The 13,491-nt window shown below is 62.9% G+C and carries 12 protein-coding genes; 4 read left to right on the top strand and 8 right to left on the bottom strand.

The genetic code is table 11. The annotated features are described in order from the left end of the window. Positions 1–282: 282 nt before the first annotated feature. Genes AWB81_RS29335 through AWB81_RS29320 form a run of 4 tightly spaced genes read left to right on the top strand, consistent with a single transcriptional unit; the run spans position 283 to position 3,952 of the window. Positions 283–1,218, top strand: coding sequence for a TauD/TfdA dioxygenase family protein (locus tag AWB81_RS29335; RefSeq protein ID WP_062640157.1), 936 nt, complete (start codon positions 283–285; stop codon positions 1,216–1,218). A gap of 35 nt (positions 1,219–1,253) precedes the next feature. Beyond that, positions 1,254–2,282, top strand: coding sequence for an ABC transporter substrate-binding protein (locus tag AWB81_RS29330; RefSeq protein WP_062640155.1), 1,029 nt, complete (start codon positions 1,254–1,256; stop codon positions 2,280–2,282). A gap of 40 nt (positions 2,283–2,322) precedes the next feature. Then, the gene (locus tag AWB81_RS29325) at positions 2,323–3,123 is read left to right on the top strand and encodes an ABC transporter ATP-binding protein (protein WP_062640153.1); all 801 of its coding nucleotides are present in this window, start codon (positions 2,323–2,325) and stop codon (positions 3,121–3,123) included. Between the two features lie 16 nt (positions 3,124–3,139). Continuing rightward, complete coding sequence (locus AWB81_RS29320; RefSeq protein ID WP_062640151.1) at positions 3,140–3,952, top strand: ABC transporter permease; 813 nt, start codon at positions 3,140–3,142, stop codon at positions 3,950–3,952. 62 nt (positions 3,953–4,014) lie between these two features. On the opposite strand, the gene AWB81_RS29315 is transcribed toward AWB81_RS29320, so the two are convergent. The 8 genes from AWB81_RS29315 to AWB81_RS29280 all read right to left on the bottom strand — a co-directional run bounded on the left by AWB81_RS29315 (position 4,015) and on the right by AWB81_RS29280 (position 13,477). After that, a complete protein-coding gene (locus AWB81_RS29315; RefSeq protein WP_062640149.1) occupies positions 4,015–4,899 on the bottom strand; it encodes a class I SAM-dependent methyltransferase in 885 nt (294 codons plus the stop codon). A gap of 129 nt (positions 4,900–5,028) precedes the next feature. Then, on the bottom strand, positions 5,029–5,934 hold the full coding sequence (locus tag AWB81_RS29310) for a class I SAM-dependent methyltransferase (protein ID WP_235025961.1): 906 nt from the start codon (positions 5,932–5,934) through the stop codon (positions 5,029–5,031). A gap of 181 nt (positions 5,935–6,115) precedes the next feature. Further along, on the bottom strand, positions 6,116–7,012 hold the full coding sequence (locus tag AWB81_RS29305; protein ID WP_062640145.1) for a zinc/iron-chelating domain-containing protein: 897 nt from the start codon (positions 7,010–7,012) through the stop codon (positions 6,116–6,118). Continuing rightward, the gene (locus AWB81_RS29300) at positions 7,006–7,779 is read right to left on the bottom strand and encodes a MetQ/NlpA family lipoprotein (RefSeq protein ID WP_062640143.1); all 774 of its coding nucleotides are present in this window, start codon (positions 7,777–7,779) and stop codon (positions 7,006–7,008) included. The genes AWB81_RS29305 and AWB81_RS29300 overlap by 7 nt, the downstream gene beginning before the upstream one ends. Continuing rightward, on the bottom strand, positions 7,776–8,816 hold the full coding sequence (locus AWB81_RS29295) for a formylglycine-generating enzyme family protein (protein ID WP_062640142.1): 1,041 nt from the start codon (positions 8,814–8,816) through the stop codon (positions 7,776–7,778). The genes AWB81_RS29300 and AWB81_RS29295 overlap by 4 nt, the downstream gene beginning before the upstream one ends. A gap of 10 nt (positions 8,817–8,826) precedes the next feature. After that, complete coding sequence (locus AWB81_RS29290) at positions 8,827–10,779, bottom strand: arylsulfatase (RefSeq protein WP_062640140.1); 1,953 nt, start codon at positions 10,777–10,779, stop codon at positions 8,827–8,829. 314 nt (positions 10,780–11,093) lie between these two features. After that, a complete protein-coding gene (locus AWB81_RS29285; protein ID WP_062640138.1) occupies positions 11,094–12,074 on the bottom strand; it encodes a 2-hydroxyacid dehydrogenase in 981 nt (326 codons plus the stop codon). Between the two features lie 44 nt (positions 12,075–12,118). Further along, positions 12,119–13,477: an MFS transporter gene (locus tag AWB81_RS29280; RefSeq protein ID WP_062640136.1), complete on the bottom strand. Its 1,359-nt coding sequence runs from the start codon at positions 13,475–13,477 to the stop codon at positions 12,119–12,121. Positions 13,478–13,491: the final 14 nt, after the last annotated feature.

Raw genomic sequence — 13,491 nt, 5'->3', positions numbered from 1 at the left:
GCCGCCACGCTCGCCTCAGCAACCCAACCTCAAAACGCTAAACATTAACCCCCCTGTTGCACTTCGGCTTGAAACCGCCAACCTTAAAACATAGTCGACGACGCCCTTTCAGGGAAATGACGCTTAGAGCGAAGCTATCTCCGTCAGAACTGGACTGTCTCTCGGAAGAACTGACATATGCGATCTCGCGTCGAACACATAAGCATCGGCGAACTGGTTGGTTGTATCCGCGACGCGCTTTTGATTTCATGAGCCACGCCACCGACCAAAAGGAGAAACGCAATGAGCGCAGTGTTCGACCAGCCGTCGCTACAATCCGCCAACCCTCATCAGGAGCTTCGCATCCGGCGCTACAAACCGCTCATCGGCGCAGTGATCGAGAGCGTGGATCTGTCGCAGCCCTTGAGCGAGGACAATCGACGCGACTTGAATCAGGCGCTCGTCGATCATGGCGTCATATTCATCCGCGATCAGAAGCTCTCGCCGGCGCAGCACGTTACGCTAGCGCGCGTTTTCGGCAATCCCATTCGCAAGAACATCTATTTGCCGGCTGTAGCAGAGTATCCGGAAATTGAGGTGATCGCGCACAGTGACAAGACGCGCTCCGGCGGCACGGATAACTGGCACGTCGATGTGTCATGGCAACTCCAGCCGCCCAAGGCAACTGTTTTGCATGCGCAGGAGATTCCGGAAGGAGGCGGCGGCGATACGATCTGGACCTCTTCGGCGGCCGTGTACGATCTTCTCGATCCGGATCTTGCCCGCTACTTCGAGAAGCTGCGTGCTGTGAACACGTTTCTCGCGTCGCCGAAGAAAGACGCGTTGTCGGACCTGCTTGGCGGATATGAGCTCCCGGAAGGCACGCCGGTTGAAACAGTTGAGGAGGGACTGGCCCGCGTTCGCGATGCCGCTCAGAAATTCCCGCCGATCGAAGTGCCGGTGATCAAGACCCATCCGGAAAACGGCCGCAAGCTCGTTTTCGTCAACGAGGGACACACGAGCCATCTGCTCGGCGTCTCGAAGACGGCCAGCCAGAGCCTGCTTAACTATCTCTACGATCTCATCAAGACGCCCGAAGTGCAGGCACGTTTTGAGTGGCGCGAGGGTGACGTCGCGATCTGGGACAACCGCCAGGTTCAGCACTACGCGGCACGCGACTACGGTTCCGCGCGCCGTCGCATTCACCGTGTGACGCTCGAACACGACGGCGTGTTCTGATCGCACGAATCGCCCATCTGACTTTCAAGGCCACTATGAGAGTAATTCCACTGAACGCTCTGCGTCGGACATCGAGCCTACTGTTCGCCAGCCTGCTCGCGCTGGCATCGGCGAATCCCGCCGCTGCTCAGACGCCGGAGAAACTCGAGTTGCGTTACCAGGGCTGGGCGAGCAAGGTGCTGTATCCGGAACTCGCTGAGGATCTTGGATACCTGGCGCCGGTCAAGTTGAATTGGGTGGGTAACACGATCAGCGGCCCGCAAGACATTCAGGCAACCGTGACAGGTGACGTGGACTTCGGTGGAGCCTTCAACGGCTCCATCGTTAAGCTCGTCGCCGCGCACGCGCCGGTGAAAGCGGTGATCTCCTACGTGGGCGCCGACAAGGAAACCAACGGCGGACTCTTCGTGCTGCAGGGCAGCCCGATAAGGAGCGCGCGTGACCTAATCGGCCGCAGGATCGGTGTCAACACGCCCGGCGCCTACCAGCAGTATCTGGTGACCACGTATCTGGAAAAGTCCGGCGTATCGAAGGACGACATCCAGAGGGTTACGTTCGTTCCGGCGCCGCCCGTCAATCTTGCTCAACTGCTTAGGCAGAAGCAGCTCGACGCTGTTTTCCTCGAGGACATCATCAAGGACAAGCTGCTCGCTGATGGCGGTGCGGAGCTCATCACGACCGACTACCAGCTTCTGGGCTCGTTCAGCTATGCGAGCTACGTTTTCACCGATCGCTTCATCCAGCAGAACCCGAATACGGTACGCAAATTTGTCGACGGGACGGCGCGGGCGATCGAATGGGCGAGACGAACGCCGCGCGCGGAAGTCGTCGCTCGGTTGCAGAAGATCGTTCAGGCGCGCCATCGCAACGAGGACACGACCATCGTCAACTACTGGAAATCGGTGGGTGTCGGCGGCAAGGGCGGGGTGATCAGTGCAGCGGACTTCTCGACTTACATCGACTGGTACGTGACCAACGACGTGCTCAAGCCGGGTCAGGTCAAGCCGAGCGACATCTATTCGAACCAGTTCAACCCGTTCGGCCAGTCGGTCGCGAGCCAGTGAGCCGCAGGTCGTGATTGAACTCGCAAGGGGCAAAGCGCATATGAGTGCCGCAATCACTGTACGGAACGTAAGCAAAGCGTTTCACCTCAACCGGCGCGGTCATTTTGTCGTGCTGCAGGACGTGTCTTTCGAGGTCGCCGCGGGCGAGTTCGTGGTTCTCGTTGGACCAAGCGGCTGCGGTAAGACAACGCTGCTCGATCTGATCGGCGGCCTGACAAAGCCGGACGGCGGCACGATTCATGTCGGCGGACGACCGATCCAAGGTCCGGGTCTGGACCGTGGCATCGTGTTCCAGCAGTACGCACTTTTTCCGTGGAAGACGGCGCAGGGCAATGTCGAATTTGGACTGGAGGCGAAGGGCACCGCACGAGCCGACCGGGCGGAACTAGCGCGCCACTACCTCGACCTCGTGGGTCTTTCGGGATTCGAGGACCGGTTTCCGCATGAGCTGTCGGGCGGCATGAAGCAGCGCGTGGCGATTGCGCGTGCGCTCTCGTATGACCCGGACGTGCTCCTGTTGGATGAACCGTTCGCTGCGCTCGACGCCCAGACGCGCGAAACGCTGCAGGACGAACTGCTGCGCATCTGGCGAAGAACGGGGAAGACCATCGTGTTCATCACACATGGCATCGACGAAGCCGTGTATCTCGGGCAGCGCGTGCTGGTCATGGCGGCAGGGCCCGGTCGCATCACGCATGCGCTCGACGTTCGTCTGAATCACGACGATCCCGCGCAGGACCTGCGCGCGACGCCGGAATTCGTGCGGCTACGGCACGAGATCTGGGAGCTCATTCATCACCGCCGCGACGTTACACGCCCGCTTGTGGCTCACGCGGCCTGACAGACCTAATCACTCCATGACCACCCTTTCCGCACGAACGCCACCGGCGCGGCCGTTGTCCGCGTATCTCACCAACGTCCTGCCGCGGTTCGTCCGCGGTAGCGTCGCCATCGTCGCTTTTCTCGCCTTATGGGAGGTTCTGCCGCGCGCTGGCTGGGTCGATGCGACGTTCCTTCCGCCGTTCTCGTCGGTGGTGCACGCGCTTGTCGGGATGGCCGTGTCGGGCGAACTGACCGCGCATCTGTTCGCGAGCGCGGGGCGGGCATTGACCGGCTTTGCCATCGCCATCGCGATCGGCGTGCCGGTCGGTCTATTCATCGGCTGGTATCGCTCGCTTGGCGACATCCTCAATCCGCTGCTGGAGCTATTCCGTAACACCGCGCCGCTCGCACTGCTGCCGGTTTTCGTTCTGGTGCTCGGCATGGGGGAAACGTCCAAGATTTCGATGGTCGTGTACTCCTGCCTGTGGCCGGTCGTGCTCAACACGGTCAGTGGCGTGCGTAACGTGGACCCGTTGCTGATCCGCTCGGCGCGGTCGATGGGTCTCTCCCCGCTAAAACTATTTCGCAAGGTCGTGTTGCCCGCTGCCGTGCCCACCGTTTTCACCGGTATTCGCGTAGCGGGCGCCTATTCGATTCTGGTGCTGATCGCAGCGGAGATGGTCGGCGCAAAGGCGGGACTTGGCTATCTGGTCAACTACTCGCAATTCACGTTCGAGATTCCGAAGATGTATGCGGGCATCGTCACGCTGTCGCTGCTCGGCCTCGTCTTCAACCATGCGGTCGTGCTGGTGGAGCGGCGCCTGACGGCGTGGAAGGGTGAAGGCTGAGCGGTACGCGCGCGCTGCCCGGACGCAACGATTCACGCGCGACCAAGGGTTGACTCGACGCGCTAAGGCTTGACGAACCGCAGGGTCATCCGGTCGGATTCGCCGATCGCCGCATAAGTGGCCCGATCGGTGTCGCCGCCTTTGTAGGTCGGCGGAAGAGACCAGACACCGTGCGGATGGTCCGTCGTATCGCGTGCGTTGGCATTGATCTCGCTGCGAGCAGCCAGCACGAAACCCGCCGCCTGAGCGTGCTCGATGACGAAGGCTTCGGTCACATAGCCACTGTCGATCATTTGCTGGACACTCGCACCCGGCCGCGCGCGATGTTCCTCGACGCCAAGTTCTCCGCCGGGTTTCAGGGCGGAGTGGAATGCGCGCAGGTTTGCGTCGAGCTGGCCGTCCTTGATCCAGTTGTGGATGTTGCGGAACGTGAGCACCCGGTCGAATCGCCCTCGCGCGTCGAAGCCGGAGAGTTCGCCGGCGCGCAAGGTGCCGACGGTCACGTTGCCATATGTGTTGGGTGCGGCCGCGAGCTTGCGCAGGAAGGTTGCGTCGGTCGCGCGCTCCTCGTTGTCAAGCTCGGGCAGCGTGCTTCGATACTGCGCTTCGTACAGATGGCCGCCGTCGCGGAGATAGGGGGCGAGGATGTCCGTGTACCAGCCGCCGCCCGGTGCGATCTCGAGTACGGTCTGCGTCGGTGAAAGACCGAAGAACTGCAGCGTTTCCTTCGGGTGGCGGTAGGCATCGCGCGCCCGGGCCTTGTCGGTGCGTTGCGGCCCGCCGATCGCGGCATCCAGGGACATCGCGCTGGCAGCGGATGAGGCCGCCTGCGACGCGGTCTGCGACGGCGTGGTGCATCCGGCGATTGCAACTGCAATGAGCGTCACGGCAGCTGCAACCGAGCGTGACGACTTCGAGATTGAACGGCGGCGAGAGGCGATGTCCATAACCAAGGCGAAAGTACGAGATATCGAGAAGATACGCTGTTCCATCGGCACGGTGCGTCAATGTAGCGCCATGCCGTACCGGGATGGCTTTCCACCCATGCCTGCGCAGCCGCTGCCCGTGAGTTAGATTCACTGCGTAAGAGGTTTGCGGCCCGTCGCGAAGATGAGTCGGCGGGTCAGTTCGATCCCCCGTGGGCCACGACGGGCCTCGAGTGCATCGCCGAGACGTTGCCGTAGACGATTCAGTTCGCGATCCGGAAGCGAAGAAAGGAAATTGCCGAAGGAACTGGCTTGGCTGAACGTGATCACGTCATCGGCAGAGGCGAACGCGTCATCGAATTCGCGAATTTCGTTGAGAGTTACGTCGAAGCCGGCACCGGTCAGGAGCGACGCAGTCTGATCGCGCGTCAGCTGGTTCGGCGCACCCACGCTGGCTTGCTGCCAGGCGGGATCGGAATTGATCAGTTCGCGCAGTACGAGATGCAGATCGTGTGGCACATCCTTCGCCATGGTCGTGAAGCCGACGCGGCCGCCGGGCTTGAGCACCCGGAACCCGTGCTGCAGCGCACTCGGCTGGTCCGCTACCCAATGGATCACGCTGTTAAGGTACACCACGTCGTAGTGCGCGTCGGGTAGGTCATTCAGTTCCTCCGCGCGTCCCACGCTCGCCTTGAAGCGCCCTTGCGCGCGTTGCCTTGCCCGTTCTACCCTCAATGGCAATGGGTCGATGCCCAGCACTTCACCGTTCGTGCCTGCTCGCAGCGCGGCGGCTTCCGTCAGCAGGCCGGTGCCACAACCAATGTCGAGTACCGCGTCGCCGCTGCCCACATCCAGCGCATCGAGTAGGCAAAGACCGTGATGAAACTGGCGCGCGCCCAGCCGATCGTATTGTTCTGCGAGCTGGGCAGAGTCGAGATCGAGCTTTACGTTCGATGACATGGATTTACCTTTCAGGAAAATGAGGCGTCGTGCGTCCCTGTCGCGCAAGCGTCGGAGACGGATGCTTCCATTCTTTGCGACAGGGTCGAGCGTCACAAGAAACGATTCGGCCTAAGCTTATCGTTGAGGCAAAGGGAAGGCGCCCGTATTTGGGTCCTTGACCACGTGCCGGACGAGCGACGCGGAATTTTTGATCCGGGGGGCTTAGGCGCGACATTGACCCAACAACGCGCGTTATCCAACCATGAAGAAGGTGGCAGCGTGTCAACAGGTCTCGCTATGGGCCCGAGAAGTAGTCATCTGCAATCGGCCGCAGCCGATCTGACAATACAGGAGGCGCTGCCGGTGACTCGAGCAAGACCTCTCTCGCCCGAACGTGGCTCGCCAGGAAACCACGCAGTTCCTGTGTCACCGGACGGTCGTTCAGATGCCGCCGCGCGATCGCCTGCGCGACGTTGCGCTCGATCAGCGCCATCTGGCTCGCGATATAGGCGACGCATAGTTCGCGACAAGCGGCAGAAAGACCCGCGACCGCAAGTAAGGCCGGCACGATTGAGATCGTCGCATAGCCGCCAGGCGGAATGCGTGCAAGAGCTTCTTTGCCTTGTGTCGAACTGGCGCGCAGCGAATCGAAGACCGCCCGCCCCCACAATTCCCGCTCGGTGGCGATCGCGGTGCGCCGTCGTTCGACGGCCGCGCGCGCGGACGCATCGACGATTCTTCCTTCGGCGACGAGCAGCGCCGCATCCGCATGCGTTCCCGGAACGATGCAATCCGCCCCGATATAGCCAGCGCCGCGCGCGCGAGTCGCGAGCACGCGATGCTGGAGCGAATCGGGCACGAGAGGATCGAGTGGCACGGCATCGCACATGTCGGGCTTGCCGTTCGCGTGAATGCTGCACAAGCCCGCGCTGTCGAGCGCGGGACAGCGGCCCGCAGATGGATAGTCGTACCCTTGCGCCGTGATCGACAGGAAGTCGCCTGACCGGTCGCCGGCCGGAAAGAAGAGGGCGGCGGCGAGCGCGTCGTCCGCTTGCACCCGCGATATACGACCGATCGCGATGCAACCGACGAACAGATCGCGATGCCGGAAAAGCTCGCGCAGCGACATCGCGGGCGGGCTGTTGCAGCATTTGCCGCAGGCGGAGCACGCGAAGGAGAACGCATTCACCATGGCCGGCGCACCGAATCCTGATAGCGCACGAGAATGAAGCGCGCGACGTCGTCCGACTGATACGCAGCGATCAGGCGTCCGACCCAGGGCTGCGCGCGGTCGGCGGCGCGCACTGCGAGCACACTCGCGAAGGGCGAACGCGCGTCCTCCATGCCGATGCCGTCGCGCGCAGGTGCGAGGCCGGCGCGCGCGGCGTCGTCGCTATCCATGACGACGATCGACGCGTCGTTCAGGGTGTCGGCGAGCTTCGCGCGCGGCGCTTGCCGGATCTTCAGGCGCATGCGGTTGCTCGTGATGTCGGCGGGCGTGGCATGCAGGCCCGCTTCGTCGCGAAAGCTCAGCAGAGTGAAATTCTGCAAGAGGATCAGTGCACGCGCGGCACCGCCAGGGTCCGCCGGAATTGCGACGACCGCGCCGGTCTTCAGTTCAGACAGTGCTTTCAGCTTGCGCGAATAGAGCGCCATCGGAAATGTGATCGTCGAAGCGGCGCGCGCGAGCGGGTAGCCATGTTGAGCGCGCCGCGAATCGAACGCGGGGCCGTCCTCGCAACTGTCGGCATCGATGCGTCCCTTCGCGAGTGCGGCGTCGGCGCTCGCGCAATCGGCGAATGCGACCACGTCGACTGCGAGTCCGCGCGATGCCGCCACGCGCCGAACTTCTTCGACGATTTCGGCATGCGGACCCGGCGTCACGCCGACGCTGAGGGCCGCACGAGCCGCCGAAGCCGCGAAAAGAACCAACGCCGGGAAGAACGACAGGCGCTTCATGCGCCGTCCCTCAGCACTGTCCGAAAGCCGATGTGCGAGGCCGGCAGATCCGCTTCCTGCTGTTCGCGCGATGATGCGCGGTATCGCACGCAATAGTCGCGCGAGCAGAGGAACGAGCCGCCCTTGATGACCATCGGCGTGTCGTGGCGGCGCGCGGGCGGCGCGACCGCGGCCGTGTCGCCGTTCGAATGCGATTGATGCGGGCCGGTGTACGGGTCCTTCGTCCATTCCCAGGCGTTGCCGATCATGTCGTAGAGACGGAAGTCGTTCGCCGCGTAGCAGCCGACCGGCGCAAGTCCCGCATGGCCGTCCTCATGCGAATCGAGCACGGGGAACGCGCCTTGCCAGTAGTTCGCGGTCGGCTTGCCGGACGCGTCGCGCGGCGCGGCATCGAGGTCCGCGCCATCGTGGCCTGCCTTGCCCGCATATTCCCATTCCGCTTCGGTCGGCAGGTCGCGTCCGAGCCAGCGCGCGTAGGCGAGGGCATCGTTTTGCGTGATCATCGTGACGGGCAGGTTGCCGCGACCTTCGATGTTGCTGCCCGGCCCCGACGGATGGTCCCACGACGCGCCTTTGACCCACGTCCACCACGCGAGATCGCGGGCGTTCATTTCCTCGGGAGTCGGCACATGGAAGACGACTGCGCCGCCTTGCCGATGCGCCTCGCTGACATACCCTGTGGCGCGCACGAACACGGCGAACTGGGCGTTCGTTACATCGGTCTGGTCGATCCAGAAGCCGCCGACGCGCGTGCGGCCGTCGCCCGCCGGCCGTTCGTCCGCGTAGCCCGAGCGGCTGCCCATCACAAACTCGCCGCCGCGCAGGCGCACCATGCCGGCTTTCGGATCGTCGCGCCAGTGCGCGGGCAAGCCCGCGTAGCGTTCGCACTGGCGCTCCGAACCGAGCGCCACGAGCGGGCGATCGCGGTTGACGCTATCGAACGCGGAGGGTTCGCCGCGCGTTGCCACGGCCGCCGAGAAGCCGGCGGCAAAGAGCGCGGTCACGGCGGTGGCGCCGATCAACAAGGGCCGAAGCATCGCCGCGCGCTCAGTAGTAGCCGCGCGGACGCAGAGGCTCGACTCCGCCGACCGTGCCCATGTAGCTGTTCCACTGCTGCACGAGCGAGTCGATGACCGAGGGATTGGCCGTCGACACGTCGGTCGTCTCGCCGCGATCCGAACTCATGTCGAACAGTTGCCAGCGCCCGTCGACGGGACCCGTCGGCGGTTCTGTCCACAGAGCCTTCCAGCGGCCGTCGGCGCTACGCAGATAACCGCGCCCGTAGGCTTCGTCGCCGAACGCGGCCGTGTGCACTTCGCCTGTCGCCTGATCCTGCAACAGCGGCAGCAGCGACTGCCCCGTCACCGGATACACATAGCGATTGTTGTACACGACCTTGCCCTTGTTCTGGTCCACGCCCGTGAGCGTGCTCACGAGCGCCGGCGCGGGCTGGCTCGGCGGCGCGATCTGCGCGACCGCGAGGAACGTTGCCGTGCTATCGGTGACGTGCGTGAACGCGCGCAGCGTCGGGCTTTGCGTCGTCTGACCCGGCAAGTGGACGATGAGCGGGGTCGATACGCCGCCTTCGCCCGAGTAGCCCTTCGTCAGGCGGAACGGCGTCGCGCTGACTTCGGCCCATCGCAGGCCGTATTGCAGACGCTGCGCGTTCTGCTTGCCGTTGTCGGTGCCGAGAGTGGCATAGACGGTATCGGCGGCGTTGGCGGTGTCGGTCGCGGTGGGATCGGCGCCCGAGTCGATCGGCCAGCCTTCCGCGCCGTTGTCCGATTGGAACATGATGAACGTGTTGTCGTATTCGCCGATGTCCTTCAGGTGCTGGATCAAGAGGCCGATGTTGTGATCGAGGTTCTCGACCATGCCCGCGTAGATCTCCATGTAGCGCGCCTGAGCACGGCGCTCGGCGGGTGAGAGGCTCGCCCAGGTTTTGTTGACGGTGCCCGCGCCGTAGTCGGTGTAGCCCTGCTGCGCGCTGTGCACGGCGCTCACGTACTTCGCGTTCGCCGTGCCGTTGTTTGCCGTGGCGGGCGATGCCGTGAGCGCTTCCGGCGCGCCCTGGTATGGCGTGAAGTCAGCCGGGATGATGCCGAGCGCCTTTTGCCGCGCGATCCGCGCATTGCGGATCGCGTCGTATCCCGCGTCGTATTTGCCCGTGTACTTGTGCAGGTACGGCTCGGGCACCTGCAGCGGCCAGTGCGGCGACGTGTACGCGGCGTAGGCGAAGAACGGTTTGCCGTCGCCCTTGTTCGAATCGATGTACGCGATCAGCTTCTGCGTATAGAAGTCGGTCGAATAGAACACGGACGGGCTGCCGCCCGCGCCGCCGGGCTGTCCTGGCTGGCCGGGCTGTACGTACTGGCCGTCTTCGGTGTAGTTTTTCGACCCCGCCGGCTCGTGCGCAAAGTGATTGGTCGCGGCGCCGCCGAGCAGCGCGTAGCTGTGCTCGAAGCCCCATTGGTCGGGCGTCTGGCCCCCGCCCGTCGTGCTGCCGACAATGCCCGAACCGATATGCCACTTGCCCGCCATGTAGGTGTGGTACCCGCCGTCCTTCAGTAGTTGCGCGACCGAGAGTGCGCGATCGTTCAGATAGCCCTCATAGCCGGGCAGGCCGCGGCGCTCGTCGGTCGGCACGCCCATCGTGCCTTCGCCGACGAGGTGGTGATCCGTGCCCGAGATCAGCATCGCGCGCGTGATCGCGCAGACAGTGCCCGTGTGGTGATTCGTGAGGATGCGGCCGGACTGTACGAGCGCGTCGAGGTTCGGCGTATCGATCTCGCCGCCGAACGCGTGGATGTCGGAGTAGCCGAGGTCGTCGGCCATGATGTAGAGGATGTTCGACCGCTTCTGCGCGGCGACGACGGGTGGTTTGACGTTCGCGCCGCTGTCGTCGGACGAGCCGCACGACGCGATGGCGATGAGCGTTGCGACGGCCGCGCCCGTCAGTGCAAGCCGGGCGGGGAGGAACTGCGATTTGTGAGTTGTCATTGTTCGCGCGCAAGGAAAATCGAGCGGCGATGGTAGCAATGGCTGTTACTTCTCCAAAGATCGATTTCTGCGTTGCTAAGTGGAACGCTCGATAAGGAGCAGGCTTGCAAAGCCAAAAACGTATGTCGGACCAACTGGCTCGACGCGGAACCAACGGTTACGCCTGCGGGGTCGTCTATCGACGTTCGTCAAGCAATGCGCGTATCCGCTTGGCAAAACTGATGTGCTACAGCGCTTCTTTCCGGCTATTTCGCGCTGGCCGCGTAGCTTTTATCTTCTGTGGAGCGCAAGGCCCGGAGATAAGCCCCTCGAAGTCAGCTAGTGCTCCACACCACATCGTCAGCCGTCTTCCTGCAGTCCATCTCGTCGCGCGGACCTGCAAGACCAAAGTGACTCGCGAGTGTGTCAACGACGTTATCGGCCATGCGCAGGCGCGTTTCCTCGGTCGCCGAGCCAATATGCGGCGTCAGCACCAGCCGACGATCTTGGATAAGTGCTTCCGGAACTACTGGCTCATGTTCGAAAACATCCAGGGCGGCGCCCGCAATTTTGTTTGCCGCAAGGGCAGCGATCAGTGCGGTCTCGTCTATTACGGAACCACGGGAAATGTTCACGATGTACCCGCGAGGACCGAGCGCATCGATGACGGTGGCATCCACCAGATGATGGGTTGCAGGCGAAAGAGGGCAGGTCAGAATCAACATGTCGCTGTCTCGCGCCAGCCGGACCACGTCGTCGTAATAAGGGAGGTCGATCTGCTTGCGCGTCGGACCGAAATAAGCAATGGCTGATCCGAGCGCCTGCAATCGCCTGGCGATCGCCGAGCCAATCGCGCCTAGTCCTACCATGCCGATCTTCATGCGCGAGATGGAGCGGCCAAGGCGGTAGTGCTTCTCTTCCGGCCAGCGCCTGGCGCGAACGAAGGCATCTGCATTCACGAAGTCACGGGTGACCGCGAGCGCAAGTCCAAGGGCCGCATTCGCCACGTCCTCGGCGAGGATATGAGACGTTGTCTCGATCCTGATATTTCGCGCCTTTGCGGCCTCGACATCCACGTTGTCGAGACCGGCGCTGTAGCTGGAAATGATCTCGAGGGCAGGAACGGCATCGAGAAATGCTGCGTCGATTTTTGTCTTGCGCAGCGCGATGCCGCGAATCTCATGCCCGCGTTCTTCGAGAAGCGCAGTTGCGGCTGTGGGATTCTTCGGCAGATCCAGGACCGTGAAAATTTCTTTGAGCTCCACGTTCGTGCGCTCAGGCAATTCGGCCGCATTCAGGATGATCGGTTTAATCATGTCGGTTGAGTGCACAAGTTGGAATCGATTAGTGGCGAGACGGCTCACGCGCTCATCTTCACGCGTTCGATCTTTCCCATGAAGAACAGATAGATGACGGCAGCGACCAGGCAGTGCGCAGCAACGAAGTACAGTCCGACCGTGTAGGCGCCCGTCGCCTGAACGATGTATCCGAAGACGATCGGGGTCACGATGCCGCCGATGTTGCCCACGCAATTAAAGATCGCACCCGCGAGACCGACTGCTTCGCGCGGCGCCGTATCGCTGACGATGGCCCAGGTGCCTGCGCCCGCTGCCGCACCCTTGCCGAAGAAAGCGAGTGTCATCAGCAGCACGACCACCGTGTTGCTTTCGGCAAACGCCGCCAGGACGAGGCTGCAGCCCACCGACATCCCGACAATGTACGGCGTCTTGCGGGCCCATGAAACGCTCCATCCGCGACGAATCAGCCAGTCCGAAATGGCGCCGCCAGCGATGCCGCCGAGGAAGCCCGAAATGGCCGGGATCATCGTCGCGAAGCCTGCCTGCATGACGTTCATGCCGCGTGCCTGGACGAGGTAGATCGGAAACCAGGTGATGAAGAAGTAGCTCAACGCGATGGTGCAGTACTGACCGATATACGCGCACCACAGCATCCGGTTGCCGAGCAACATCCGCGCCATACCCGTCGACAACCTCGGACGTGCGGCCAACTCCCGCTTGGAGTCGATGTCGACCATCGCGCCGCCCGCGATGATGTGGTCGAGCTCGCCCTTCGACACGCGAGGATGGTTACGCGGCTCATGCATCAAGACGGCCCACGCGCCTGCCGCGGCGATGCCGATCGCGCCCAATGCGAAGAACGGTGCGGGCCAGCCGAATTTCGCCACGAGCCAGCCGGCGAACGGAGAGAAGATCGCCACTGCAAAATACGATGCCGATGCAAACAGCGACGTTGCAAGACCGCGCTCCTGTTTCGGGAACCACATGACGGCGACGCGGCTGTTGGCCGGGAAGCTCGGTGCTTCGATCAGGCCGAGCGCGAAGCGCAGCGCAAAGAGCAGGCCAAGGGCCACAGAAACGTCCGACGTGAATTTGCCGATGAAGCCGACCAGCATCGTCGAGACGGACCACAGAACGAGCGTCGAACCATAGATCATCTTGGTGCCGAGACGATCGAGCAGCAACCCGCCAGGTATCTGACCCACGACGTAGGCCCAGCTGAAAGCCGACAGTACATAGCCCAACTGTACGGGACTCAGGCCGAATTCCTTCGAAATGCCCGGGCCCGCGATGGAGAGAATGGCGCGATCGGCGTACGCCACCGTAGCCAGAAGCAGAATCATTGCGAGGATCGTATATCGCGTACGGGTCGTTCGGTCCGCAGCGGTCGCTATATACTGACTGGTACGTTCTGACGCCATCGATGTCTCCTTTG

Origin of the sequence: Caballeronia arationis, from assembly GCF_001544975.2 — a bacterium.
GTDB classification, from domain to species: domain Bacteria; phylum Pseudomonadota; class Gammaproteobacteria; order Burkholderiales; family Burkholderiaceae; genus Caballeronia; species Caballeronia arationis.
This window is presented reverse-complemented; position numbering and strand designations above follow the sequence as displayed.

Excerpts from the sequence above, each read along its gene's own strand:
- AWB81_RS29290 (WP_062640140.1), bottom strand. The coding sequence starts at position 10,779 with ATGACAACTCACAAATCGCAGTTCCTCCCCGCCCGGCTTGCACTGACG.
- AWB81_RS29325 (WP_062640153.1), top strand. The coding sequence starts at position 2,323 with ATGAGTGCCGCAATCACTGTACGGAACGTAAGCAAAGCGTTTCACCTC.
- AWB81_RS29320 (WP_062640151.1), top strand. The coding sequence starts at position 3,140 with ATGACCACCCTTTCCGCACGAACGCCACCGGCGCGGCCGTTGTCCGCG.
- AWB81_RS29305 (WP_062640145.1), bottom strand. The coding sequence starts at position 7,012 with ATGGTGAATGCGTTCTCCTTCGCGTGCTCCGCCTGCGGCAAATGCTGC.
- AWB81_RS29295 (WP_062640142.1), bottom strand. The coding sequence starts at position 8,816 with ATGCTTCGGCCCTTGTTGATCGGCGCCACCGCCGTGACCGCGCTCTTT.
- AWB81_RS29300 (WP_062640143.1), bottom strand. The coding sequence starts at position 7,779 with ATGAAGCGCCTGTCGTTCTTCCCGGCGTTGGTTCTTTTCGCGGCTTCG.
- AWB81_RS29280 (WP_062640136.1), bottom strand. The coding sequence starts at position 13,477 with ATGGCGTCAGAACGTACCAGTCAGTATATAGCGACCGCTGCGGACCGA.
- AWB81_RS29285 (WP_062640138.1), bottom strand. The coding sequence starts at position 12,074 with ATGATTAAACCGATCATCCTGAATGCGGCCGAATTGCCTGAGCGCACG.
- AWB81_RS29330 (WP_062640155.1), top strand. The coding sequence starts at position 1,254 with ATGAGAGTAATTCCACTGAACGCTCTGCGTCGGACATCGAGCCTACTG.
- AWB81_RS29335 (WP_062640157.1), top strand. The coding sequence starts at position 283 with ATGAGCGCAGTGTTCGACCAGCCGTCGCTACAATCCGCCAACCCTCAT.
- AWB81_RS29315 (WP_062640149.1), bottom strand. The coding sequence starts at position 4,899 with ATGGACATCGCCTCTCGCCGCCGTTCAATCTCGAAGTCGTCACGCTCG.